Origin of the sequence: Paraburkholderia kirstenboschensis, assembly GCF_904848585.1 — a bacterium.
Taxonomy (GTDB): Bacteria; Pseudomonadota; Gammaproteobacteria; order Burkholderiales; family Burkholderiaceae; genus Paraburkholderia; species Paraburkholderia kirstenboschensis.
Genome location: NZ_CAJHCR010000019.1, coordinates 23,297 through 48,381, shown reverse-complemented (window position 1 = coordinate 48,381; position 25,085 = coordinate 23,297). Strand labels below are relative to the sequence as shown.

The 25,085-nt window shown below is 63.3% G+C and carries 16 protein-coding genes and 1 pseudogene; 11 read left to right on the top strand and 6 right to left on the bottom strand.

Annotation, left to right across the window (positions count from 1 at the left end; all coding sequences use genetic code 11):
- Positions 1-16: 16 nt before the first annotated feature.
- Positions 17-1,639, top strand: coding sequence for a methyl-accepting chemotaxis protein (locus JMY24_RS31830; protein WP_128598022.1), 1,623 nt, complete (start codon positions 17-19; stop codon positions 1,637-1,639).
- A gap of 111 nt (positions 1,640-1,750) precedes the next feature.
- On the opposite strand, the gene JMY24_RS31825 is transcribed toward JMY24_RS31830, so the two are convergent.
- Complete coding sequence (locus JMY24_RS31825) at positions 1,751-1,954, bottom strand: cold-shock protein (RefSeq protein ID WP_006047528.1); 204 nt, start codon at positions 1,952-1,954, stop codon at positions 1,751-1,753.
- A 606-nt stretch (positions 1,955-2,560) separates the two neighbouring features.
- Entirely contained in the window at positions 2,561-3,670 is a 1,110-nt protein-coding gene (locus tag JMY24_RS31820; RefSeq protein WP_128598031.1) for an AGE family epimerase/isomerase, read from the bottom strand.
- 202 nt (positions 3,671-3,872) lie between these two features.
- Between JMY24_RS31820 and JMY24_RS31815 the strand changes: the two are divergent.
- The 6 genes and pseudogenes from JMY24_RS31815 to JMY24_RS31790 all read left to right on the top strand — a co-directional run.
- Positions 3,873-4,243: pseudogene (locus tag JMY24_RS31815) on the top strand (MgtC/SapB family protein); the annotation flags it as partial.
- A gap of 130 nt (positions 4,244-4,373) precedes the next feature.
- Positions 4,374-6,221, top strand: a complete 1,848-nt coding sequence (locus JMY24_RS31810) for a hypothetical protein (protein ID WP_236597604.1) — start codon at positions 4,374-4,376, stop codon at positions 6,219-6,221.
- A gap of 443 nt (positions 6,222-6,664) precedes the next feature.
- Positions 6,665-6,823 (top strand): hypothetical protein, encoded by a 159-nt coding sequence (locus tag JMY24_RS31805; RefSeq protein WP_164853818.1) that lies wholly within the window; start codon positions 6,665-6,667, stop codon positions 6,821-6,823.
- A 426-nt stretch (positions 6,824-7,249) separates the two neighbouring features.
- On the top strand, positions 7,250-7,555 hold the full coding sequence (locus tag JMY24_RS31800; protein WP_128598020.1) for a hypothetical protein: 306 nt from the start codon (positions 7,250-7,252) through the stop codon (positions 7,553-7,555).
- A 149-nt stretch (positions 7,556-7,704) separates the two neighbouring features.
- The gene (locus tag JMY24_RS31795) at positions 7,705-8,628 is read left to right on the top strand and encodes a 3-hydroxyacyl-CoA dehydrogenase family protein (RefSeq protein ID WP_128598019.1); all 924 of its coding nucleotides are present in this window, start codon (positions 7,705-7,707) and stop codon (positions 8,626-8,628) included.
- Between the two features lie 153 nt (positions 8,629-8,781).
- Entirely contained in the window at positions 8,782-9,393 is a 612-nt protein-coding gene (locus JMY24_RS31790; protein WP_128598018.1) for a flavin reductase family protein, read from the top strand.
- 37 nt (positions 9,394-9,430) lie between these two features.
- Here the strand turns inward: JMY24_RS31790 and JMY24_RS31785 are convergent, their stop codons facing one another.
- On the bottom strand, positions 9,431-10,903 hold the full coding sequence (locus JMY24_RS31785; RefSeq protein WP_201703545.1) for a polyhydroxyalkanoate depolymerase: 1,473 nt from the start codon (positions 10,901-10,903) through the stop codon (positions 9,431-9,433).
- 216 nt (positions 10,904-11,119) lie between these two features.
- Between JMY24_RS31785 and JMY24_RS31780 the strand changes: the two genes are divergently transcribed.
- Positions 11,120-11,773 carry a glutathione S-transferase family protein gene (locus JMY24_RS31780; protein WP_128598016.1) on the top strand — a complete coding sequence of 218 codons (654 nt, stop codon included), beginning with the start codon at positions 11,120-11,122 and terminating at the stop codon, positions 11,771-11,773.
- Between the two features lie 114 nt (positions 11,774-11,887).
- Here JMY24_RS31780 and JMY24_RS31775 read toward each other — a convergent pair whose 3' ends face one another.
- Both JMY24_RS31775 and JMY24_RS31770 read right to left on the bottom strand, forming a co-directional pair.
- The gene (locus tag JMY24_RS31775; RefSeq protein WP_128598015.1) at positions 11,888-13,861 is read right to left on the bottom strand and encodes a methyl-accepting chemotaxis protein; all 1,974 of its coding nucleotides are present in this window, start codon (positions 13,859-13,861) and stop codon (positions 11,888-11,890) included.
- A gap of 173 nt (positions 13,862-14,034) precedes the next feature.
- A complete protein-coding gene (locus JMY24_RS31770; RefSeq protein ID WP_201703543.1) occupies positions 14,035-16,353 on the bottom strand; it encodes a heavy metal translocating P-type ATPase in 2,319 nt (772 codons plus the stop codon).
- Between the two features lie 330 nt (positions 16,354-16,683).
- On the opposite strand from JMY24_RS31770, the gene JMY24_RS31765 reads away from it, so the two are divergent.
- Positions 16,684-18,105: a DUF1254 domain-containing protein gene (locus JMY24_RS31765; protein WP_201703541.1), complete on the top strand. Its 1,422-nt coding sequence runs from the start codon at positions 16,684-16,686 to the stop codon at positions 18,103-18,105.
- A 219-nt stretch (positions 18,106-18,324) separates the two neighbouring features.
- Positions 18,325-22,158, top strand: coding sequence for a DUF748 domain-containing protein (locus JMY24_RS31760; protein ID WP_201703539.1), 3,834 nt, complete (start codon positions 18,325-18,327; stop codon positions 22,156-22,158).
- A 129-nt stretch (positions 22,159-22,287) separates the two neighbouring features.
- Here JMY24_RS31760 and pdxR read toward each other — a convergent pair whose 3' ends face one another.
- The gene (gene pdxR, locus JMY24_RS31755; RefSeq protein ID WP_201703537.1) at positions 22,288-23,835 is read right to left on the bottom strand and encodes a MocR-like pyridoxine biosynthesis transcription factor PdxR; all 1,548 of its coding nucleotides are present in this window, start codon (positions 23,833-23,835) and stop codon (positions 22,288-22,290) included.
- Positions 23,836-23,966: 131 nt separating this feature from the next.
- Here pdxR and JMY24_RS31750 point away from each other — a divergent pair, with 131 nt between their 5' ends.
- Positions 23,967-25,073: an ABC transporter ATP-binding protein gene (locus JMY24_RS31750; RefSeq protein WP_128598011.1), complete on the top strand. Its 1,107-nt coding sequence runs from the start codon at positions 23,967-23,969 to the stop codon at positions 25,071-25,073.
- Positions 25,074-25,085: the final 12 nt, after the last annotated feature.

Genomic DNA, 25,085 nt, shown 5'->3' with positions numbered 1-25,085 from the left:
CCTTCAGGTGTTCACGATGTTCAGCAAGATCAAGGTCGCATCCGGCCTGTTGTGTGTCCTGGCCGCATTCTGCGTTTTCCAGCTTGTCACGGTCGGTCTCGGTTTCTGGTCATTGACGCGAACCCATGACGACGTTGGCGACCTTTCAAACATCGCGCTCAAGCAGGTGGATGCCGTCAACGTAACCACGCAGCATCTGATGGACGCCCGCATCAACCTGTCGCGCGCCGGTACGCGCATGGTGCGCGGCGGCGCGGAGCCGACCGATATCGTCCAGCATGCGCGCGAGCAGCTGACGGCCGCCGAGCAGTCGTTCAACGCGTTCATGAGCGCCCCGAAGACCAGCGGCGAAAACGGCGCCCGTGCCGCAGCCCTCGCCGAGCGCTACAAGAAGCTGCACGGCGCGCTCACGGAACTGGCGCAGTTTCTGGACGCAAACAACATCCAGGCGTTTCTCGACCAGCCGACGCAATCGTTCCAGGACGGCTATCTGACCGAGTTGCATAACTTCACGCAGTTCGGCAATGCGGCGAGCCGCGCGTCGCTCGATTCCATCGACGCGCGCATGGCCACGTTTCGGGTCGTCAGCATTGTGATTCTGCTGGCGCTGGTTGGAGGCACGTTCGCGGTGCATATGGCGTTGCGCCGTGGCGTGGTCGCACCGCTCGAGGAAGCGGGCCGTCACTTCGACCGAATTGCACAAGGGCGTCTCGATCAGCCGATCACCGCGCGCGGCACCAACGAAATCGGCCGGCTGTTCTCGGGCCTTGCCAAGATGCAGGCGAGCGTCGCGCGCACTGTGCAGACAGTGCGCGAGTCCGCCGACTCGATTCACCTCGGCGCCGATGAAATCGCGACCGGCAACGCCGATCTTTCCGCACGCACTGAGAACCAGGCGGCGTCGCTCGAAGAAACTGCGTCGAGCATGGAAGAACTGACGGCCACCGTGCGTCAGAACGCCGATCATGCGCGCGAAGCAAATGCGCTCGCCGAGACGGCCTTGGAGGCGACCTCGCGCGGCAGCGAAGTGGTCGACAAGGTCGTGGACAAGATGCGCGGCATTGCGCAGAGCTCGGACAAGATCGCCGAGATTATTTCGGTGATCGACGGCATTGCTTTCCAGACCAATATTCTCGCGCTGAATGCGGCCGTCGAGGCGGCGCGCGCCGGCGAACAGGGCCGCGGCTTTGCGGTCGTGGCAGGCGAAGTTCGCGGACTGGCCCAGCGCAGCGCGCAGTCGGCCAAGGAAATCAAGACGCTGATCAGCGAATCGGTTGCCGAGATTCAGGGCGGCTCAGCGCTCGTCGAGCATGCCGGCGAAGCGATGAGCAACGTGTCCGCCTCGATCTCGCGCGTGACGCAAATGATGGCGGAAATCAGCGCGTCGTCGCTCGAGCAAAGCACGGGCATCGAGCAGGTGAACCAGGCGGTCGTGCAGATGGACGAGATGACGCAGCAGAACGCGGCGCTCGTCGAGCAGGCAGCGGCAGCGGCGGCTTCGCTGCATCAACAGACTCAGCAATTGAAGCAGGCGGTTTCCGTGTTCGAAATTTCGGCGGCTGTGTTGCGCACACAACAGATCGACGAAACGCCGGCAGAATTCGGGCAATTTGCGTTGTCGGGAATGCGCGCGATCTGAACGGTTCGCGCTCAAAAATCGGGCAGCCGGAAAAGAAAAATGGCCCGCTTCCGCGGGCCATTTTTGTATTAGGCGCAAGCGCCTACGCGTGCCTCAACGTACCGTTGGTACTTAGGCCGGCGTGATGTTCGCAGCTTGCTTGCCCTTCGGGCCCTGCTTCACTTCGAACGACACTTTCTGGTTTTCCTGCAGGGACTTAAAGCCGCTGCCTTGAACTTCCGAAAAGTGTGCAAACAGGTCTTCGCCGCCGTCGTCCGGCGTAATGAAACCAAAGCCCTTTGCATCGTTAAACCACTTCACAGTACCTGTTGCCATTTTTGATCCAGTAAATGTTGTGTATTGCATTCGCGACCGCTATTTCTCAAATCGAGATCGAGCGCGAAGTACGAGTTGTATCACGTCTTTATGGCGGACGCCAATCAACCAGTATTCGGGTATTCCCCGGCTTCGGCCTTTTCGAGGCGTCGAGGGCACGAAAAAGGATGTGCCTCCGGGTAGGGTAAACTGCTTGTATTACTCTTCCAGGAAAAACATTGACACATTATTTGCAAGAAGAACTTACGTCGTTCTGGAGCCGTTTGACCCCTTATCTCGCGGTATTGGAGTCTAAAACACCTCAGGAAGGCGCACCGGACCCCGTGGGTCGAATCACCGTGGATGCCGACGACCGCCAGGCTTTTGCCCTCCACACCACCGACCGTAAGCCGGAAGGCGACACGTCGGAGACGCCTACTGGCCAAAGCGCAACGTATATGCGATCCCGATCCGCCGGCAGCGATTGGGGCCCTTGGCAGCGGGAAGAGTACTGAGCGGCCGGGCGACCTGAGCGAGTCGCCCGGCGGCGAATGTTTGGCGGATCCTGCCAGAGCGCAAGACCGCCGCAAAAGAACGTTCGCCTCGCCTTCCCGTCGGCCTGCCGTGTCAGGCCGGCAACGCGTCAAATGCGGTTGCAAGGTGATAAGGCGTGGTCGACGGCATGTCGGCGCGCGCTATTTCACCCGTTGAAGTTTTGCATTCGTACCAGCCTTGCGGTCGCAAGAAACGTTGCTGGAACAGTTCGATTTGCCGCGGCAGACCCGCCCGCACGACGGCTTCGTCGTGGCTCGCGAGTGCCCGCAGATATTCCGTTTGCGCCCAGATGCGCTGAGTCGGGTCTTTGATCCGCCCGTCTTCATCGAGTGACGCGCAGACGCCCCCCGTTTCCTGGTCCACGCCATTGCGTTGCGCGAAGTCGAAGGCGCGCGTCAGTGTTTCCGTAAGCCCTGAGCCCTCAAATAGTGCGCCCGCCCGCCTGGCCAGCCAGAACCATTCGAACTGATGGCCCGGCTCGAGGCGATTGTCGTCGGTGCCGATCGGCAATTCGGCGATGCAGCCCGACGGCGCATGCACGAAGTGACGAGCGACCGCGCCGGCCAGGCGCCTCAGTGCGGCGTCAAAAGCGTTGTCGCGCGTGGCTTCGCGGGCCGCGAGCCAAGCCTCCGTTAGATGCATTAACGGGTTCTGAACCGGTGTGCCGGTCACCGCGGTGAAGTCGGCCGTGAGCGTAGCATTGAAAAGGTTGTCTTCGGCGGCGAAGTGCGACTGGATCAGCGCGGATGTGCGATGCACGATTTCCAGCGCGTCGCGATTGCCAGAGCGGCGGCCAAATTCCGCACAGGCGAAGACGACGAACGCATGTGTGTACAGGTCTTTCGCGGTGTCGAGCGGAGCGCCTTGCTCATCGACGCTGTAGAACCAGCCGCCGTGGTTCGTGTCCTGAAAAGTGTGCGTGAGGGAATCGAACAGAACTTGCGCGTGGGCTGCGTCGCCGGCTTCTGAGAACACGAAGAGTTGGCGCGCGCAGGCCATTGCCCGATAGCGTTGCGCGGGCTCTGGGCGGTGATGTTCCGCACTGAGCGCTTCATAGGGCAGCTTGAGCGCTCCGTTGAATCCGGGTCCGCGCCACATGGGCAGGATCACGCTGTTGAAGTGCTCGCGCAGTCCCGCGGCGAGCGCGATGGTCGGGGCGGCGTCAGGGTTCTTGCTGGACATAGTCATGTTCAAACGCGGTGTTCCAAAGCGCCCGTGGAAGCGAGCGTGAGTCAGGCGGTAGTGCAACTGCCGGCCGGGCACCGACACGCATGCCGTGGTGGCAGACGTGGGTGCAGCGGCGGCCTGCGGCTTAGCATAATGGAAACGGATCGCAGCCGGCGCCCAAAGTCGACGAGGAAAACGCTCAAATAATTTCAAGAAGGTTGCCGCGATCGGGCTCGCGGTCGGCGGCGGCCTCTACACGGCTTCGATCGCGGCGACCGCCATCATTCTGATTATCCTCGCGGGCATCAAGCCGCTCGAGCGGCGGTTCATCACCGTCAAGCAGCGCCGCCAGGTGACCATGCTCGTCGAGCGCGGCACCATGACGTTTCACTCGCTGCACGACGAGCTCGGCGCAGCCAGCCCGCGCGTCAAACAATTCGTCATGAGCAAAGCGACGAAACACCCGAATGCGACGAGGTCATGATTACGCTGAATCGCGTGTCGAACGTCGAGTACGAGGCGATCTGCACGCGCTTGCGCCAACTGCGTGGGGTCAGGGAGTTCAGGCAGGACGACGCCTCGGCTTGAAACCGGAAAATCGTCGGCGAATGGCTTCGGTGGCGGTGGACGCCATGCGACAATGCGGTCTCGAAAAATTCCAATGGCATTGACGAGCGGTGCCGGCGCCCGCTCCCCGGCGACGACCGCTCCTTTCTCTATGGCAGATTCCGCAGTATCCACGCAATCCCGGCCTCGGCGCGACGCTTCCACGAAGAAGCGGCGTGAGGCCACCGTCTCGACCGAAACCGAAAAAAAGCTGGCGCGCGCCGCGCGCTCGGCACAACGCCTCGCGCAGCTGAGCGACGTCTCGCGCGACGACAGTACCCTCGACCTGTTCCCCGACGATCCCACGCGTGCCACGCTGGAAGCGATGAACATCGACATCCGCCAGGGCACGCTGCACGGCTTCGAACTGCCCGATGTGGTGCTCGCCGCCGTGGGCGCGATCGATACGCCGACCGACAGCATGTCAGCGGACGCAAAAGCGGCGCGCCGTGCGCCTCGAGCAGTAAGGACCGATGAGCCGGCCGGGGTAGACGCTCAATTGAGCGGGCTGGAAATCGCGCCTTCGACGGTGGCCGCGCCAGACGCTGCACATCCGGTGTCGGCTGCGGATCGGGCCGACCAAAACGAGGCCATAGTGTCGGCGCACGAGGCGGCTTCCCCGCTGTTGCCCGCCATGGCCGCCGCGACGGTGGCGCGCAGTGTCACTGCGCTGCGTCAGGCAGCCGAGCGGGGTGTCGAGACAGTGGATTCCGCGGCGGCCACTCAGTCGGCGGCAGGCGGCGAATCTTTGCAGCGTTCGGCTTTCGGCAGGCAGACGGGTGCGGCGGTTGCAGGCCCGGAAGACTTGGCTGAAGGGTCCGCCGCTAGCGCACACGGCAGCGTTGGTGCGTTGGACGCGACGCCGGCATCGGGGCGCAACGCGAACCAGTCGGGCCAGGCGGACGGGTCAACGCGTGAGACGGCGGCTGCCGGCGCATCCGCGCGCGAGGCGACGAGAGGTACGAGCACCGGCGCATCCGCGCGTGAGGCGACGTCAACGACGACCACGGACTCATCCTCTGAGGAGACGACGGGAAGCACGAGCACGGGCGCACCCACGCGCGAAACGACGCGAAGCCGAACCACCGGCGCCTCCACCGGCGAGACGGCGCTTGGCACGGCCACCGGCGCATCCACGCGCGAAACGACGCGAACCCGGACCACCGGCGCCTCCATCGGCGAGACGGCGCTGGGCACGGCCACCGGCGCATCCACGCGCGAAACGACGCGAAGCCGGACCACCGGCGGCTCCATACGCGAGACGACACTTGGCACGGCCACCGGCGCACCCATAGGCGAAACGACGCGAAGCCCGATCACCGGCGCATCCGCGCTCGAAACAACGCAGAGCACGACCGCCGGCCCCGCCGTACGGAAGACAGCCCCGACCGCGCCCGAAACGACGCCTTCGACGGCCTCGGCCCCATCCGCCCGCACGGGCGCAGCGTTCGCCGCACCCTGGCAGGAAGCGCAACGCGCGGAAGCCGCTGCCGCTGCGGCGCAGCGCGCAGCGCCGGAACTCGACCGCGCGCGGGCGACGGCCTTCGCCGACACCGTCGACGCGCTGTACGGCGTGATCGCCGACCAGCGCCGCGCAGCGACGGACCATTCGCGCCGCATGAAATGGATGCTGTCGATCGTGGTCGGCGCGCTGCTCATGACGGTGGCGATCGGCATCACGCAGACCATGCTTCTTATGCGCCTCACCCGTGAAACCACCGCGCAACAGCATCGTATCGAACAGATGATGCAAAGCCAGCAGACCGCGATGGCCAGCGTGCTTGACACGCAAATGGCAATGGCTAATGCAGCCGTGCATGCCGCCTCGCCGATGGTCGCACCGGCGCCCGCGGCATCACAATCGCAGCTAGCACCGGTAGTTCCGGCATCCGCGAACGGCCAGCGCGCCGTGCACGCGCGGCACATCCACAAGTCGTCGAAAACGGCGAACTCGCACTGATAGTCTGGGAGCGCCTGCCGCGCCCGCGAGACGCCGTCCGCGGCGGCGGCCTCCATGCTCGCCGCTGAAAACGCACCTTGCAGCGAATGGCGTCTGATCGCCGTCATCAATCCTTTGCGGGGGTCCTTTTTGCTTTTTGGGAGCCGAGCGGCTATGCGATGGCAGCGGCTTGCCGGCGGCAGTTTGCGCAAAAGCGCGCCGAAGGCGCCCGCGTAGCCATCACAAAGCCTAGGGCCGACTCCGCTTCCACACCCATCACCACGTCCAGAGCCGTTTAAAAACGGGGACGTTGTAATGTTGCAACGCAATATCATCCCGAAGAGGCCGCGACAGCGCGTCGCACCGGTTTATTGCTGCATTGCACTAGCTTTTGCCTAGGGAAAACCCTATAATTATTCTTAAGGGGAAACCCTAGCAAATGCAGTAACCAACCGGGAGTCGCCATGAGCTTCATCTTTGCATTGTTCCAAAAGGTCAGCGACCTCTTTGCGTCGCCCCACTTGCCGCTGGATACGGACTACTCGTACGCAGCGCGTTCGCGCGAAGCGGAGCGCCAGCGCAAGGCACAAGCTACGTTGTTCGGCATCAAGCTGTCCGACTAATAGCAAACCTGTAGCCGGGCGCGGTCCTCGCGCCGGGTGCGCATGTCAATGCGCGTGCGTCATTCAAGCCACGGTCCGCGAAAGCGCGTCGTGGCTTTGTTTCGTCCGGGCATCCTTCGGTCTGCGGGGCGGCGCTTTTTCCTGTCGAATATTTCCCGGCCGAAATGAATGTAACGGCGCCTGACATGGCGGCCTCCGGCAAGGCGGACGATTTGCCGCGAAAGTATTATGCGGACGGACGTCGTAACGGAAATGTCGATCCCACAATCCGTCCCTTTCTTTGAAATGTGCGCTTACAAGTGCTCACGTCTTCACGCGAGTTGCGTCGCTAAAGTTGGTTTCAGCGCAGGGCGTCTTGGACGGGCCAGAACTTCGAGGCCTGATCTGCAGGGCGCCGGCTCGATTCAACTTTGACGGGAGAGAACTATGAAAGCCTTCAACAAAACTTCGCGTTCGATCATCGCGGCTGTGCTCGCCGGTGGCGCCTTGCTGGCAGCCGGCGGCGCGTCTGCTCAGGAACGCGTGATCGTTGAACGCGGTCCGGGGCCGGTCGTTTATGGCGAGCCGCACATGACGCCGGTAGGCGTGTCGATCAACATCGGCTGGCATGGCGACCGCTATTACGACGGTCACCGCTATTGGGATCACGACGACTGGATGCGCCATCATCCGCGCGACTATGATCCGCGTCACCACGGTCGCGACGAACATCGTCCGCCTCCGCGCTACTAATTCGCGCATGACCGCGCCGCTTCGGACGGCGTGAACACGGCAAAGCCGGCTCTTCCTTGCGGAAGGCCGGCTTTGTCGCATTCGGCATTGTCGATTTGCGTACTGCGCTATCCTTTGACGCTTTCATCGATGTCAGCAAGGGAGCGGTCGTGAGCAAGGCAGCGAAGGCAGTGGTAGGTGTAGTCGGGACGGGGTTGATGGGCGTCGGCATCGCCACGCAAAGTGCATTGCACGGATACCGGACTGTCGTGCACGACGTGGACGCGGCGCGTCTCGCGAGCGTCGCGGCGAAGGCGGAAGCGGTGCTCGACGAATTGATAGACGCCGGCCGCATCGACTCGAAGGCGAAACAGGCCGCGCTCGCCCTCATCGAGACTCACGCGGAACTGGACGTAATGCGCTCGGCGGATTTCGTGATCGAAGCGATTCCCGAGGTGCTCGAGTTGAAGCACCGTCTGTATGAAAAGCTGACTGCGCTGCTCGCCCCCGACGCTATTCTCGCCAGCAATACGAGCGGCTTCCCGCCGGATCAGCTCGTCGCTCCGTTGGCTGCGAAAGAGCGTTTCGTGATCGCGCATTTCTGGAATCCGCCGCACATGATTCCGCTCGTCGAAGTGGTGCCGGGAAGCGCGACCGCACCCGACGTCACGGCGAAGACCGCGGAATTGATGAGCGAAATCGGTATGGAGCCGGTCGTTCTCACAAAAGCGATTCCTGGATTCGTCGGCAACCGTTTGCAGTTCGCGGTGTTGCGCGAGGCGCTCAATATCGTGCGCTCGGGCGCCGCGACGCCGGACGTGGTGGATCGCGTGATGAAGGCGTCGCTCGGGCGCCGGTGGGGAATAGTCGGGCCGCTGGAAGCGGCGGACATGGGCGGGCTGGATACTTTCCTCGACATTTCCACGCATCTGATGCCCGAACTGGCGAAAGACGAAAACGTGCTCGACCTGTTGCGTCAGCAGGTACAGGCGGGGCGTGTCGGCGTGCGCAGCGGCGCGGGTTTCTATGACTGGGACGACGCACACCTCGCGCAAGTCAAGGCAGGGCGCAAGCGCGTCATTGCGCAAGGGTAGCCAACGAAGGCTCGGCACTTGCGCACGTGCCACGAGAAGGTGGGTAGCTGTCGTGGCGTCGAAAGGCCGTCATCGCGAGTTTTCGGTGCGGTCCAATGTGTCTCGGGAGACTCTGCGGTATAAATACCCGTCGCCTTTCCCACGCTCCGCTCCATGTCCCATTACTTTTACGATCCCGCCGCCGGCCACAATCTTGCGCATGACCCGTTCAAAGCCATCGTCGCGCCACGCCTGATTGGCTGGATCTCCTCGCGCGACACCGAAGGCACGCTGAACCTCGCGCCTTACAGCTTCTTCGGCGCGTTCGCGAGCTTCCCGCCGATCATCGGGTTTTGCAGCGAAGGTCGCAAAGACAGCGTGGCCAACATCGAAGCGACCGGCGAGTTCGTCTGGAACCTGGCGACGAAACCGCTCGCCGAGCAGATGAACCGTTCGTCAGCGCCCGTTCCGCCGCACGTCGACGAATTCGAACTCGCCGGGCTCACGCCTGCGCCTGGGCGCAACGTGCAGGTGCCGCACGTCGCCGAATCGCCGGCCGCGCTCGAATGCAAACTGCTGCAGGTGGTGCGGTTGCATAGCCTCGACGGCAAGCCGATGAACAACTACCTGTCACTCGGCCAGGTGGTCGGCGTGCACATCAACGAGGCGTATCTCAAGGATGGTCTGTTCGATACGCACGCCGCGCAGCCGATCATGCGCGCCGGCTATCGCGGGGACTACGCCGAAATCGGCAACATGTTTCAGATGTTCCGCCCGACCGCATAGACAGCGTCGCGTCCAGACCGGGCGCGCGAGCGCACTTTCACTGCGCTGCCGGCGGCCGTCGGCGCGACGGCCGTAATGCCCGCCGCTTCGCAGTCGAAGCGGTAGCGCTGCTTTTCCCCGAATCCGGCGTGTCCGATACAACCACCACTTTCGCATCCATCTGCTCCACGGAATCCACCGCGGACGCAACTGGCGCCGCGGCCATGAGTTCAGCGGCGACGGCCGCGGCGGCGGGCACCGGCCGGATCGCACGCGCATGCGAACTCACCAGCACGGCGCGAGGTTCGTTGTCGTAAATCACGGCCCGCACTCGCGGATAGATCTGCCGCTCCCATCGCTGTCCATTGAATACGCCGTAATGCCCGACACCGGTCTGCACATGGTGTGTCTTCAGGTACGGTCGCAACTTGTCGCACATGTCCTGTGCGGCGAGCGTCTGTCCAACCGCGCAGATGTCGTCCTTTTCTCCTTCGACGGTAAGCAACGCGGTACGGCGTATCGTCGACGGATCGACCAGCCGGCCCCTCACTGTCAGTTCGCCTAACGGCAACGCGTGCCGTTGAAAAACCGTATCGACGGTTTCCAGATAAAAATCGGCGGTCAGGTCCATCGTCGCGAAGTATTCTTCATAGAAAGAGCGGATCGTGTCGGCTTTCGCCGGATCTCCCTTGGCCTGTTCGTAATGCATGGTTTCGAACGAGTCGAGATGCCGGCTCAAATTCATCGACATGAATGCACTCAGCTGCACGAATCCCGGATAGACGCGCCGATGCGCGCCAGCAAAGCCGAACGGTACCGCGCTGATCAGGTTTCTCTCGAACCACTCGATCGGTTTGCTTTTCGCCAGTTCGTTGACCCGCGTCGGATTGATGCGCGTGTCGATCGGACCTGCCATCAACGTCATGCTGGCAGGTTGCGAGGGATTGCCGTCGTCGGCCATCAGCGCGACGGCGGCTAATGCCGCAACGGTCGGTTGACAAACGGCGAGCAGATGCGCGCCGGGTCCAATCGTCTCGGTGAAGTCGATCACATGCTGCACGAATTCGTCGAAGCCGAAGCGGCCCTGGCTCAGCGGCACGTCGCGCGGGTTATGCCAGTCGGTGATGTAGACGTCGTGCTCGGCCAGCATGGTGCGCACGGTGCCACGCAGCAGCGTCGCGAAGTGGCCGGACATCGGCGCGATGACGAGCACGCGCGGCTGCGGTGCCGGCACCGTCGTCTGCTTGCGAAAGTGCAGCAGTGAGCAGAACGGCGTACGTGCGGCGACTTCCTCGACGACCGCGACAGGCTTGCCTTCCATCATCACGCTGTCGATTTCGAACGGCGGACGCACGGGCGTGAGTCCCGCGAGCGTCAGCAGATCGCAAGCCGCGCGAAGTGACCGTCCATGCGAAGTGGCGCCGAACGCGGGCCACGTGTCGAGCGAATGGTTTATCAACGCCGCGCCGTGACGCATGGGCAGCATCAGGTCCGCGAAGGCTTGATAGGTTGGATAGGCGAACAGGTTCATGCATCCGCGCGCGAGCGTTGAAAGGAAGGAGCCCGAATAGAAGGCAAGTCACATGCCATTGCGTTTGCACACACCGGCGGCGGCAACGCATTGGCATAGCATTTGCGCGCGTCGTGGGAACGGGCCGAACTTGCAGCGCTTTGGTGCAACGGCGCACGGCAGCGTGCATGCGTGCCGTCGGGCGTCGGTCTAACGCCTCATCAGGAGGAGATACGTATGGCGAATACCACGCTTACCATCAGCAGCAAGAATTATTCGTCGTGGTCGCTACGCGGCTGGCTGCTGACGCGGTTCAGCGGCTTGCCGTTCGAAGAGATCGTGATGCCCATCGACGATCCGGCGGCGCGCGCCGAACTGCTGCTTCTTTCGCCGTCGATTCTCGTGCCTTGTCTATTTCACGACGGCATCAAGATCTGGGACACGCTTGCCATTGCCGAATATCTGAACGAAGTCAGGCCCAAAGCATTGTTGCTGCCGAAAGACATTCGCGCGCGCGCGCATTGCCGCTCGATTTGCGGCGAGATGCATTCGGGTTTTGCTTCGCTGCGCTCCGCGCTGCCGATGAACCTCAAGGCCCACTTCCCCGACTTCAAGGTCTGGGCGCGCGCGCAATCGGATATCGACCGGATCGTGACTATCTGGAACGAGTGTCTGGAACAGTACGGCGGTCCGTTTCTGTTCGGCGAGCGCACAGCGGCCGATGCTATGTATGCGCCGGTCGTGACGCGTTTCGTGACATACGACGTGAAGCTCGAACCGCATATCGCGGAATACGGGCAGCGCATCATGGCTTTGCCCGAGATGCAGCAATGGATCGCGGACGCGCAGCAGGAAGTGGAAGAGATCGACGAACTGGACGTCGAATTCTGACAATCCTCAGATGCGTTTGAACGACGCAGAAGCCGACACTGCGTCGTCAAGCGAGCCGCAAACCCGCGATGCCGCTGCAACCCGGCTGCAACCCAGCCGCGATCCCGCGGCGACTCAGTCCCGCCCGCTTTCGAGCTTGAAAACGCTGACCACTTGCGCAAGTCGCGCGGCGTGATCGCGCAATTCGGCGGCCGCGTCTTCCGCTTCGCCGACAATCGTCGCGTTTTGCTGCGTGGCTTCGCCGATCTGCGTGACCGCGAGGTTGACCTGCTCGATCCCGCCCGATTGTTCGCGCGACGCAACGCTGATCTCGCCCATGATCGCGCGGACCTGACCGACCTGCTGAACGATCCCTTGCATCGTCGTGCTGGCCTGCTCGGCAATCTGGAAGCCGCTTTGCACGGTCGCCGTCGATTCGGCGATCAGACCTTCGATCTCCTTGACCGAAGCCGCGCTGCGCTGAGCGAGCGCGCGTACTTCGGAGGCGACCACCGCAAAGCCTTTGCCGTGCTCGCCTGCGCGGGCCGCTTCGACGGCCGCGTTCAGCGCAAGAATGTTGGTCTGGAACGCAATGCCTTCGATCACGCTCGTGATCTCTGCAATCTTTTGCGACGAGCGGCTGATCTCGCCCATCGTCGATACGACACGTTCCACTGCACGGCCGCCTTCGAGCGCTGCGTTCGCCGCGCGCGTGACGAGCGTGTTCGCTTGTGCCGCGTGGTCGGCGTTCTGCTGCACCGTCGACGTGATCTGCTCCATGCTCGCCGCCGTTTCTTCGAGGCTGCTGGCTTGTGTGGCGATGCGCGACGCGATATTGCCGCTGCCCGTGGCGATCTTCTCGGTGCCGTGCGACATATCGGTCGACGCGCTGCGCACTTGCGAAACAATGCGCGCAAGCCCTTCGCCGATGCCGTCGATCGAGCGCATCAGGCGGCCGATTTCGTCGGCGCGGCTGCTCGCGCCTTTCGCCACGCGCACGCTCAGATCGCCCGAAGCAAAGCGCTCAGATGCCTTCGCGGCTTCATCGAGCGGCCGGCTGACGAGGCGCCGCACCGCAAACAGGAACACGACCGCGAACACGCCGACCAGCACGAAGCCGAGTAGCAGGAAGCGATTGCGCGTGGCGGTGATATCGGCCATCACTTCGTCGCGCGGCGCGATGCCGCCCACCAGCCATTGCCATTCCGGCACCGTGATGAACGAGACGAACTTGCCGCGCGCGCCTTGCTCGCCGAGCGTGGCGTCGGCGGAACTGTATTCGAGGCGGCCTTCCTTCATGTCGAGCATCTGCTGATACGGCGCGTTCGCATTGTCCGCGACCTTGCCGGCGGCGGCCGGATGCACGATCAGCTTGCCCTGATCCGCGCCCTTCGACGCGTTGAGCACGAAGTAATACCCGGTGTCGCCGATCTTCAGCTTGCGAATGCCGTCTTCGACCTGCTGGATTTCCTGGTCGACGTTCACGCCGACAAAGAGCGCACCGATCACGCGGCCGCTTGCATCGGTAACCGGCCGGTATTGCGTGATCCAGCGCTTGCCGAATAGCGCTGCGAGCCCCGTATAGGTTTTGTTCGCGACGAGGAGCGCATAAGCCGGCCCTTTGCGGTCGAGCAGCGTGCCGATCGCGCGGGAGCCGTCCTGTTTCTTCAACGATGTCGTGACGCGCACGAAGTCGTCGCCGGTGCGGGCGAAGATCGTCGCCACCGCGCCGCTGCGTTCGAGAAACTGGTCGGGAATGCTGAAATCCATGTTCAGGACTTTGTCGCCGGCCTTGAAGGTGGGCGTGGCCACACCGTTCACGTCGATCTTCTGCGTTTCGTCGAGCGTGTAGGTAGTGGGCAGGAAGCTCGCGAACATCGACGTCGAACGGTCGACTTCGGCGGACAACGCCTTGTCGAACAACGTGATCATCGCGGCGATCGAGCGGTCCTTTTCGGCGATGCGCTCGAGCACCTGGTCACTGACCTGCTTGCCGGCGCTGCGCGTGAGCGCCCACGTGAAGGAGGCGAAAATCAACGCCACCAGCACGCATGACAGTACGGCGAGCCGGGCGCCGACACTGGCGCGGCGCAAAGAGAGAAATTCCATGGGCGTATGCGGAGTAAGAGGGACAAACGAGACACGGGCAGTGCACAGGCACTATCCGGCAACGTGTCTTGTTTACGGCCGCGATCAACGCTTTCTTTAGAAAAGTGCAAGCTTTCTGTAATAGTGAGGCGCAGCGCAAGCGCCTGCGGGCGCTCGAAAGGAGCGGCTCGGCGTCATACCTTCGCCCGCCACGTGCGCAACAACAGCGCGTTCGTGACGACGCTGACACTGGAGAACGCCATCGCCGCGCCGGCGAGCATCGGATTCAGCAAGCCGAAAGCGGCGAGCGGAATGCCGACCAGGTTGTACACGAACGCCCAGAACAGGTTCTGCTGGATCTTGCGCCAGGTTTTGCGCGAAATATCGATCGCGTCGGCGACGAGCGCCGGGTCGCCGCGCATCAGCGTGATGCCCGCAGCGTGCATAGCGACGTCGGTGCCGGTTGCCATGGCGATGCCAATGTCGGCGGCGGCCAGTGCGGGCGCGTCGTTGATGCCGTCGCCGGCCATCGCGACGATGCCCGCGCTGCGCATTTTCAGGTCGCGGATCACGCGGGCCTTGTCGTCCGGCAGCACTTCCGCATGGAATTCGTCGATGCCGAGCGCTTGTGCAACGCTCGCCGCACTGCCCCGATTGTCGCCGGTGACGAGCACGCTTTTGACGCCCATTGCCCTGAGCCTCTCGATAGCGGCGCGCGCCGTCGGCTTCACGGTGTCGCCGAATGCGATCAGCGCGAGCGCGACGCTCGCCTGTGAATCGCGCTGCATGAGCCAGGACACGGTATTGCCTGCGGCTTCGAGTTCGCGAGCGCGCGCCTCGGCTTCCGGCGACAGGCCGATGCCAAGCTCCCGAAGCCAGCGCGTGCTGCCGAGGGCGAGCGTGCGGCCGTCGACGTCCGCTTCGACGCCGCGACCGGCTACGGCCCGTGCGGCGCTCGCAGTAAGTGCCCGTGCACCGGACGCCGCCGCTTCATGCGCCTTGACGACTGCTCGCGCCAACGGGTGATCGCTTTGACGCTGCACGGCGGCGGCGAGCGCCAATGCTTCGTCGCGGCCTATGCTGCCGACCGGTTCGAACGCTGTCACCGAAGGTTGGCCGATCGTCAGCGTGCCGGTTTTGTCGAACGCAACAACATTCACGCGATGCGCGGTTTCCAGCGCCTCGGCGTCTTTAATAAGCAAGCCGTGGCGCGCCGCGACGCCGGTTCCGGCCATGATCGCTGCGGGCGTCGCGAGCCCGAGCGCACAGGGGCAGGCGATCACCAGCACGGCGACCGCGTTCAGGATCGCCGTTTCGCCGCCGGCGCCGGCCAGCAGCCAGCCGATCAGCGTGAGCGCGGCAATGCCTAGGATCGCCGGCACGAAGATTTCGCTGACGCGGTCGACGAGCCGCTGGATCGGCGCTTTCTCCGCCTGCGCGCTCTCGACGAGGCGAATGATCCGCGCGAGCGTCGTTTCGGCGCCGATCGCGGTGGTCGTGACCGCTATGGCGCCTTCGCCGTTGATGGAGCCGGCGGTCACGGCGTCGCCCGTCTGTTTGGCTACAGGCAGGCTTTCGCCGGTAATCAGCGATTCGTCGATGTGAGTGCGGCCTTCCAGCACCGCGCCATCTACCGGAACGCGTTCGCCCGGCCGCACGATCACGACCGTGCCCACCTTGACCTGGGCGAGCGGCACTTCGCGCTCGCCCGCGCCGACGCGAATGCGGGCTCGGTCGGGACGCAGCGCCTGAAGCGCGCGGATCGCGTCGGTGGTTTGGCGCTTGGCGCGCGCTTCGAGCCATTTGCCGAAGCGCACCAGCGTGATGACAACCGCCGACGCTTCGAAGTAAAGATGCATCGCGTCGTCCGGATGCGTTGCTAGTTGATACACGCTGATGCCATAGGCCGCCGACGTGCCGAGCGCCACCAGCAAGTCCATGTTCCCCGCGCCGGCGCGCACGGCCCGATAAGCCGCGCGGTAGAAGCGCGCGCCGAACACGAACTGCACGATCGACGCGAGGCCGAATTGCAGCCACGGCGCGAGCATTGCGTGCACGCCGAACCATTCGCCCAGCATCGGCACGATGAGCGGCAACGTCAGCAAAGCGCAGACGAGCACGGCAGCCAGTTCGCGGCGCGTCTGGCTGCGTTTGCGCTCGGCGGCGGTGGTGACGACGGCGCCAGCGGCGGCTGCAGTCGTTTCGGGAGCGCTGGCAGAGTCGATATCGGCTATTTCCGGCGCTGCATCCGGCGGGGCGACCAGCGCCGCTTCATAGCCCGCTTTCTTGACGGCGGCGATCAGCGCGTCCGAACCGGCTGCGGCTGCAGTCAGATTCACGCTCGCGGTTTCGGTCGCCAGATTCACCGACGCGGAGGCGACGCCCGGCACCTTCGCCAACGCCTTTTCGACGCGCATCGCGCAGGAGGCGCAGGTCATCCCGCCGATTTCGAGTTCGGCGGAACGAGTCGGGTTGGCGTCGGTGTCGTGTGAAGCAGTGGCAAGTTCGGTCATGGTGGTTCAGGCTCGCGACGGCATTGGGCCGCATGGTGATGTCTAGTATCGACCTTCCCATGATGGGAAGGTCAAGCACATGCCTGCAACGGGACTGCGTGACATGCCCGAACAGGTGGCGAGCCGCCGTCGCCGGAATTCGAGCCGCGCGTTGGAAACTAAACGCTATTCACGCCTTTGCGCTTGCCTGACAAGCGCGGATACGATACAACGCGATGTTGTCGGCGATGCGACGCGGACTGGCTGCGCTGGGTTTGGGGAGACCGCGCGAGCACCGTTGCGCTCGCGCCGGCGTCTCCCTTTGGACAGCACGTTCCGCCCATTGAACGAATGATAAAAAATCGCCGAGCACTGTTTTTGAATTACTGGACCTGCGTATCGTTCGCGGGCCTCGCATTTCTCACCGGTTGTGCGTCGACGCCTTCCACGACGCAAAAATCCACTGGCTGGATCAAGGACGAAGTCGCCGATTCATACGTGTTCGGCTATCCGCTGGTACTGATGGGCGTCGCGCGCGACGCGGCAGTCGGCACCGAACCCGGTCGGGCGCCGCTCAATACGCTGCGCCATGCGCAGGCGCTGCCGCCAATCGGCGCGGCCAATCCGATGCAGCCGAGCCTCGATACGCTGGATTCAACCGGCTGGCTGGATGTCGGCGCGGAGCCGGTGATCATCGCGCTGCCCGACTCGCATGGCCGCTACGTCGACGCCCGTGTGCTCGACATGTGGACCAACGTGGTCTGGTCGACGAGCGATCAGTTCGCCAGCCGCGCGGCTGGCATCAAGGCGCAAGCCATCGCCTTCGTCGGACCGGGTTGGCAGGGCGATCTGCCCAAAAACGTGAAGCGCGTCGATGTCCCAACCCGCAACGCATGGGTGAGCGTGCGCATTCAGTCGAACGGCACGCGTGATCTGACTGCGGTTCGCAAGCTGCAACGGGCGATCCGCGTCGCGCCGCTTTCCGTCTATGCGGGCGACGCGCGTTCGGTGTCGATTGCGCCGCCGCGCAGCAATGCCGACGCCGCCGCTACCGGCAGCGCAGCGGGCACGCCTGCCGCGCAAGTCGCAGCGCTCGACGCGAACGGCTTCTTCAACCGGCTCGCGCAGGCGCTGGCCGACAACCCGCCGGAGCCCGCCGATCCGCATGCGCTGAAAATCCTTTCCGACCTCGGTGTGACGCCGGACCAGCCCGTCAAGCTGCCTGCCGCATCGGAGGCGATTGCAGCCGGTCTCGCCGATGGTCACGAACGCGTGGTGACGCCGCCGTCGAACTTGCTGACCGGCAATGGCTGGAGCTGGTTCGGCGATAGCGTGGGCAACTACGGCCCGGACTACGCACTGCGCGCATACGCTGCATATGCGCAACCCGGTATCGGCACGAAAGACGACGAAGTGCGAGCGGTCGTCACTCAGGACAGCGACGGTCACGCGCTCAACGGCGCGAATCGCTACGTGATTCACTTTGCGCCGAATCAGTTGCCGCCGGTGCGCGGCTTCTGGTCGATTACCGCTTACACGAAAGACGGCGCGCTCGGCGAAAGCGCGCCGGCGCGTATTGCGGTTGGCGATCGCAACGGCGCGCGCCGCAATCGCGATGGATCGCTCGACGTGACCGTGTCGTCCACGCGCGGCAAGAGCGGCAATTGGCTGCCGGCGCCGCGCGCGGATCTGCAACTGGTGCTGCGTTTATACGCGCCGAAGCCTCAAGCCACCGACGGCACCTGGCAACCGCCGGCCGTCGTGCGTCAGTAATCCGCACGAGTCGGCTGCGCGCGCAGTCCGCGAGATTCGAAGGCCGATCAGCGTGTCCGTCATAGCGCCATGTGAGTGACGGACGCGCGGCTTTATAGTGCGAGCTATTGTGTAAGCTCAGCTTACATTTCTATCCCACGAAAGATTCACGACTTATACTGCCGCTTGCGGGATTTTCGTTTAGCGGCGGGCTTGCCGCCGCATTACCCAAAACCGAGCATGGCAAGCATCAATAAAGCATCATTCGCCTCTTCCATGCGGACCATGCGCGATGTCGCGCAGTCGCGGCGCACACGGCGCGTCATCACAGGTCTGCTGATCTTCATCGTATTGTTCGGTCTGCTGGGCTTTTTCGCGGCGCCGCCGCTGATTCGCCACATCGCTGAGCAGCAACTCAGCAAGCAGCTCGACCGGCCCGCAACTATCGGCCGCATTGCGCTTAATCCCTATACGCTCAAACTCGAAGCCGATCGCGTACATATCGGCGAACGGGGCGGTCCGGGCAATTTCGTGGATATCGAGCGGCTTATCGTGCAGCCGTCGTGGAGTTCGCTGTTTCGCGCAGCGCCGATTATCGACGAAGTTCAGCTCGACTCGCCGCGCTTCCATGTGGTTCGCTATGACGCGCAGCGCTTTAATTTCACGGATCTGATCGAGAAATTTTCGAAGCAGCCGAGCGCGCCCGATACCAAGCCGACGCTCTTTTCTGTGTCGAACATTCGTCTTGAGAACGGCCAGATCACATTCGACGACAAACTGCTCGGCGCGACTCATGTAATCGATCAATGGAAGCTCGGCATTCCGTTTATCGCCACGTTGCCGTCCAAGACCGATATCTTCGTCGAGCCGTTACTGCGCGCGCGGATCGACGGCAGTCCGATTGCCATCGACGGCAAGACGAAGCCATTCGCCGCGTCGCGCGAGTCGGAAGTGTCGTTGCGCTTCGACGGGCTAGACGTGCCGCGCCTCATCTCGTACGTGCCGACCAAGCTACCGGTGATCGTGCAGTCGGGCAAGCTGTCCACGGATCTGAAGCTGAACTTCGTCATGTCGAACGACGCGCCGACGCTGCGCGTTGCCGGCACCGTCGATCTGAACGACGTCAACGTGCAGGACCAGAGCAAGGCGCCGTTTTTTGCAGCGCGCACCGTGCATGTCGCCGCGCGCACACTGGAGCCGCTGAAGAGCCTCTATCATTTCGACGATATTCGTATCGACGCGCCGAGCGCGAATCTCGCGCGTGACAGAAGCGGCGTGCTGAGCGTGGAGCGGATGTTCGCGCCCGCGCCGGCTGCTGCGAAGGCGGCGGCTGAATCGGCGAGCGCATCGGCGGCTGCATCTACACCTGCTGCGGCGAAATCCCAGGCGAGCACGCCGGCGGCGGCATCGAGCGCAAGTGACGCCAAAAATGCCGCGAAGCCCGCACCGCCGCTCGATCTCTCGATCAAACGCTTCGTGCTCAATGACGGTACGGTGAACGTGCGAGACGAAGCCGCATCGCGTCCCGTCGACGTCGGTCTGGAAAAACTCGCTGTCACGCTGACCGATTTTTCCACGCTGGCCACCGCGCCCGCGCATTACACGCTGAATACCGACTTGAAGCGCAGCGGTGGTTCGTTCGGCCTGGCCGGTGCATTGAGCCTCGCCGCTAAAACCGCGAGCGCGAAGCTCGACATCAAGTCATTGAATTTGCCGCTGCTGCAACCGTATCTCGACGCCGCGACCGCTGCGCAGGTGACGGACGGCGCGCTGTCCGCGACGGCGAATATCGGCGCGAACTGGGCAAAGTCGCCGGCTGCCGTGATGGTCGCGGATACGCAACTCGATATGCGTTCGTTGAAGGTGGCGGCGCGCGGCGGCAAGGAGCCTTTGATCGCGCTCGCGCAAGGCAGCGTGAAGGTCAAGCAGGTGGACCTGAATGCCCGCACGGCCGACGTCACGAGCGTCGACACCACGGGCCTTGCTGTGGACGTGCAACGCCTCAAAGACGGCAGCATCAACCTGGCGTCGCTCGCGGGTTCTCACGAGGCCGAGCCGGCGCGCACGGCGATCCATGCGGCGAAGAAAGCACAAGCCGAAGGACCGGCGTGGCGCTACAAGATCGGCGAACTGAATCTCAAAGACGCCACAGCCAATTTCACCGACAACACCACGCCGCAGCCGGTGAAACTGGGCATCACGCCGCTGCAGCTGAAAGTGAAGCAGATCAGCGAGGACCTCGGCCGCCCGCTGCCGGTCGAACTGCAAGCCACGCTAAACAGGAAAGGCACGCTCGACCTCAAGGGTGACGTTACCGCAACGCCGCTAAAGGTCGCTGTCAAGGTGAACGCGAACCGGCTCGACGCCGCGGCTTTTGAACCGTATTTCGGCAGCAAGTTGAATGCTGCGATCGCGAGCGCGCTGCTCAATGCCAGCGGCGATCTTGCGTTGAGCCAGGCGAAGTCGTTGAAGGCGAGCTATCGCGGCGACGTTGCGCTTGTCGACGTTCGGATGCTCGACAAGGCAACCTCGGACCCGTTCGCGGGATGGCGCTCGCTTGCATTGTCCAAGCTGAAAGCGGATTACGACGAGCACGGCACGTCGGTGGACGCGGAGCGCGTCACCTTCACGAAGTTCTATGGACGCGTGCTGCTCAACGCACAAGGCAAGCTGAATCTCACCGACGTGGTCGCGCATGAAACCGGCGCAGCGCAGTCGCTCACGCGCGACAAGAACAACAAGGGCGGTGCGGAGCCCGTGCCGTTGACGCCGCCGACAGCGTCGGCTGTCGTTGCTGCGTCGGCGCCCGTGGTGGCGTCGGCGTCCGCTCCTGCGTCGTCCGCTGCGCCCGCGACGGTTACGGCCGCAACGCCGCCGCAAAGCCCGGTCAAGCTGCATTTCGGCCAACTCGTCTTGCAGCAAGGCCGCGTGACGTACACCGATAACTTCATCAAGCCGAACTACACGGCGAACCTGGTCGGCATTCAAGGCACGGTAGGCGCATTCGGCACACAGTCGACCACGTCTGCGCCTGTCGAAATCGCGGCGAAGCTGGCGGCCAACGGTCCGTTGTCCATTCGCGGCACCGTCAATCCGCTGATCGCGAAGCCGGCGCTCGATCTGACCGCGAGCGCGCACGACATCGAACTGACTAATCTCACGCCATATTCCGCGAAATATGCCGGATATCCGATTACCAAGGGCAAGTTGAACGTCGATCTGCATTACAAGCTGGAGAACGATCAGCTGAATGCGGACAACCATCTGTTTATCGATCAACTGACGTTCGGCGATCATGTCGAAAACGACACGGCGACCAAACTGCCAGTGCGGCTCGCCATTTCGCTGCTCAAGAATTCGCGCGGTGAAATCGACGTGAATCTACCCGTGTCAGGCTCGTTGTCGAATCCCGAGTTCAGCGTTGGCGGGCTGATCTGGCATGCGGTGCTCAATCTGCTGCAAAAGGCGGTGACTGCGCCGTTCTCGCTGATCGCCCATGCGTTCGGCGGGAGTGGCGAAGAGTTGGGCTATGTGGAATTCGAACCCGGCTCGGCGCAGCTCACGGAAGAAGACAACAAGAAGCTCGACACGATTGTGAAGGCGCTCGGCTCGAAACCGTCGATCAAAATGGACCTGATCGGCCGCGTGGATCCGAAGCTCGACGAGCCCGCATTGCGCGCACGCTATGTGGACCGCCTCGTCAAACAGCAGAAAATCAAGGACGTGGTGGGCAACGGTCAGAGCGTGGAGTTGTCGAGCGTCACCGTCGATCCGAAGGAATACGACAAGTATCTGACCAAGGCGTATAAATCCGCGGACTTCAAGAAGCCGCGCAATATCGTCGGCCTGACGAAGAGCATGCCCGACGACGACATGAAGAGCGCGCTTGCGGCCAACGCGCCTATCGACGAGGCCAGCTTGCGGCAGCTCGCGCAACAGCGGGCGCAGAGCGTGCAGCAGTATCTGGACGGCAAGATAGACAGCAGCCGCGTGTTTATCGTCGCACCGAAGCTGGACGCAGACGGCATCAACGATAAAGGTGCGACCACGCGAGTCGATTTTGGGCTGAAGTGAGCGACGTGCGGCGTGGTAGTTCGGGGCGGCTGTCGGCGCTGCCTTGAGCTTTGTGCTCGGGGTTCGCCGCAAGCATGGCGCTCAAGCCGGCCGCAAGCGTTGCACTCACGCCTTCCAGGCGCCTCGCCCTCACGCCGCGCGCGTCGGCTTCTTCAGCGCCGTTTGCTCTATCACGCGCGCGAGCGTATCGAACGCGGGTCCGATCTTTTCGTTCGGCACGCACGCGTAACCGAGCAGCAGTCCGCGCATGGCGGGCGGATCGCTGCTGTAGTAGCTCGCGAGCGGCCGCACGATCACGCCGGCGTCGAACGCTGCCGCCGTTACCGCGCGATCGTCGGCATGATCGGGCAGCCCGAGCACGAGATGCAAACCGGCCTCGTCGCCCATGACGGGCAGTTCGTTGCCGAAGCGCGCGGTAATCGCATCGATCAGAATCTGCCGGCGCTCGCCGTATAACGCTCGCATTCGCCGAACATGCGAGGTGAGATGCCCGTCCATGATGAAGTCTGTCATCACCGCCTGCTGCATCAGCTGACCTTCGCGATAAAGCTCGGCGATGCCCATACGGAATGTGTCGACGAGATGCTCCGGCGCGATCATGTAGCCCATGCGTAAGCCGGGAAATAGCATCTTGCCGAGACTGCCGACGTAGATCACCTGACCTGCATCGTCGAGACCTTGCAGCGATGCGAGCGGCCGGCTGCCGTAGCGAAACTCGCTGTCGTAGTCGTCTTCGATGATCCACACGTTGTGCTGGCGCGCGTATTCGAGCAGGGTGCGGCGGCGCGCGAGGCTCATCACCATGCCGAGCGGGTATTGATGCGACGGCGTGACCAGCGCGAGACGTGGCGGCTGCTGCAAATCCTGCTCGCGCGGATTGAGGCCTTCTTCGTCAACCGGCACGGGGACGAGTGTGATCCCCGACGACTGCAACACGCTGCGTGCGCCCCAATAGCACGGCTCCTCGACCCATGCGCGGTCGCCGACGTCGGTCAGTAGTCGAACCGCGAGATCGATGGATTGGTGAATACCCGTAGTGATGATGATCTGATCCGGCGTGCAATTCACCGAACGCGCGACCCGCAAATAGTCGGACAACGCCCGGCGCAGCGGCCGGTAGCCGCCGCCCGGCGCATAGGTCAGCAGATCGGGATTCGCTTCTTTCCACAAGCGCGCTTGCAAGCGGCTCCAGGTTCGCGCCGGAAATTCGGCGACGTCGGGCACGCCCGGCATGAACGCGCCCCACTGTTTTGCAGACACGCCGGCTTGACCGATCAGGCGCCGGCCGCGATTGGACAGATCGCTCAGGTCGCGCTTTGCCGTCTTGCCCGGAACCGCGACCGGCTTGCCTTGCGAGTCCACCGCCGCGACCGCTGGCTTGCGCCGTGCGTTGACTGCGGCTGTGTCCGGCTGGGTGTCGGCGACATACGTCCCGCTGCCCGTGGTCGAGATCACATAGCCTTCGGCGGTCAACTGGTCGTACACATGCAGCACCGTATTGCGCGCGATGCCGAGGTCTTCGGCGAGCATGCGCGAGCTTGGCAGCTTGGTGCCCGGCGGCAACTGGCCGGCGAGGATCGCCTGCTGCATCAGCCGCAAAGTCTGCCGGTAGATCGGCTCGGCGGCCGCGCGATCAAGCCTGGCAGCGAGCCAATCCGACAAGATGATCGTATCCAAGTGGTTCTATCCGGAATAATGAAATGGTTCCATATTGTAGAACCGTAACGGTCTATAGTGGGCCACGCAGTTGATGCGAGCCCGCTGTTTATCAAAGGCAGCCGGCCGGACCGGCAGAGGAGACTACGGCGATGAAAACGGATGAAGTGATCGTCAGCTTTCGAGGCGTGCGCAAGACGTACGACGGCGAAACGCTGGTCGTCAAACAACTGGATCTGGACATCTATCAGGGCGAATTCCTGACGCTGCTCGGGCCGTCCGGTTCCGGCAAAACCACCTGCCTGATGATGCTCGCGGGTTTCGAATTTCCCACCGGCGGCGAGATCTGGCTGGACGGCACGTTGCTCAACACCGTGCCGCCGCACAAGCGCAACATCGGCATGGTGTTTCAGAACTACGCGCTGTTCCCGCACCTGACCGTCGAGCAGAACGTTGCGTATCCGCTGACGGTGCGCAAGCTCTCCGCCGAAGAGCGCGCTCATCGCACGAACAACGCGCTGAAGATGGTGCGCATGGAGAGCTTCGCGAAGCGGTATCCGGCGCAGCTTTCCGGTGGACAACAGCAGCGCATCGCGCTCGCGCGGGCGCTCGTGTTCGAGCCCAAGCTCGTGCTGATGGATGAACCGCTCGGCGCGCTCGACAAGCAGTTGCGCGAACACATGCAGTACGAACTGAAGTCGCTGCACGAAAAGCTCGGCGTGACGTTTGTCTATGTCACCCACGATCAGGGCGAGGCGCTGACCATGTCCGATCGCGTCGCCGTGTTCGACAAAGGCATCGTGCAGCAGCTCGACACCGTGGACCGTCTCTACGAATCGCCATGCAATGAGTTCGTCGCGAACTTCATCGGCGACAGCAACAAGCTGCGCGGCACGATCGCAAACGTGGACGGAGAGTATTGCGAGTTTCACCTCGTCGACGGTACGCGGCTCACTGGCCGCAATATCGGCGGCGCGCGGGCGGGCACGCCGGCAGTCGCGTGCATCCGGCCTGAACGCATGAAGCTCGCGAATCGCGACAACGGCGCGGCGCGGGCGGGCGCCAATGCGCTCAGCGGCGAAGCACGCGGACTCATCTATTTCGGCGACCACGTGCGCATGCGCTGCGGCTTGCCGCAACAGGACGAATGCTTCGTCAAGGTGCCGCTCGGCACCGATGCGCTCAATACCTTCGCACCCGGCTCGCCCGTCGCGCTCGAGTTTGCGCCCGAGCATCTGCGGGTATTCGCGGGGGCGTGATCGCGCAAAACG

Bases quoted from the DNA above. Each gene is read 5' to 3' on its own strand.
- JMY24_RS31830 (WP_128598022.1), top strand. From the start codon at position 17: ATGTTCAGCAAGATCAAGGTCGCATCCGGCCTGTTGTGTGTCCTGGCC.
- JMY24_RS31825 (WP_006047528.1), bottom strand. From the start codon at position 1,954: ATGGCAACAGGTACTGTGAAGTGGTTTAACGATGCAAAGGGCTTTGGT.
- JMY24_RS31820 (WP_128598031.1), bottom strand. From the start codon at position 3,670: ATGTCCAGCAAGAACCCTGACGCCGCCCCGACCATCGCGCTCGCCGCG.
- JMY24_RS31810 (WP_236597604.1), top strand. From the start codon at position 4,374: ATGGCAGATTCCGCAGTATCCACGCAATCCCGGCCTCGGCGCGACGCT.
- JMY24_RS31805 (WP_164853818.1), top strand. From the start codon at position 6,665: ATGAGCTTCATCTTTGCATTGTTCCAAAAGGTCAGCGACCTCTTTGCG.
- JMY24_RS31800 (WP_128598020.1), top strand. From the start codon at position 7,250: ATGAAAGCCTTCAACAAAACTTCGCGTTCGATCATCGCGGCTGTGCTC.
- JMY24_RS31790 (WP_128598018.1), top strand. From the start codon at position 8,782: ATGTCCCATTACTTTTACGATCCCGCCGCCGGCCACAATCTTGCGCAT.
- JMY24_RS31785 (WP_201703545.1), bottom strand. From the start codon at position 10,903: ATGAACCTGTTCGCCTATCCAACCTATCAAGCCTTCGCGGACCTGATG.
- JMY24_RS31780 (WP_128598016.1), top strand. From the start codon at position 11,120: ATGGCGAATACCACGCTTACCATCAGCAGCAAGAATTATTCGTCGTGG.
- JMY24_RS31775 (WP_128598015.1), bottom strand. From the start codon at position 13,861: ATGGAATTTCTCTCTTTGCGCCGCGCCAGTGTCGGCGCCCGGCTCGCC.
- JMY24_RS31770 (WP_201703543.1), bottom strand. From the start codon at position 16,353: ATGACCGAACTTGCCACTGCTTCACACGACACCGACGCCAACCCGACT.
- JMY24_RS31765 (WP_201703541.1), top strand. From the start codon at position 16,684: ATGATAAAAAATCGCCGAGCACTGTTTTTGAATTACTGGACCTGCGTA.
- JMY24_RS31760 (WP_201703539.1), top strand. From the start codon at position 18,325: ATGGCAAGCATCAATAAAGCATCATTCGCCTCTTCCATGCGGACCATG.
- JMY24_RS31750 (WP_128598011.1), top strand. From the start codon at position 23,967: ATGAAAACGGATGAAGTGATCGTCAGCTTTCGAGGCGTGCGCAAGACG.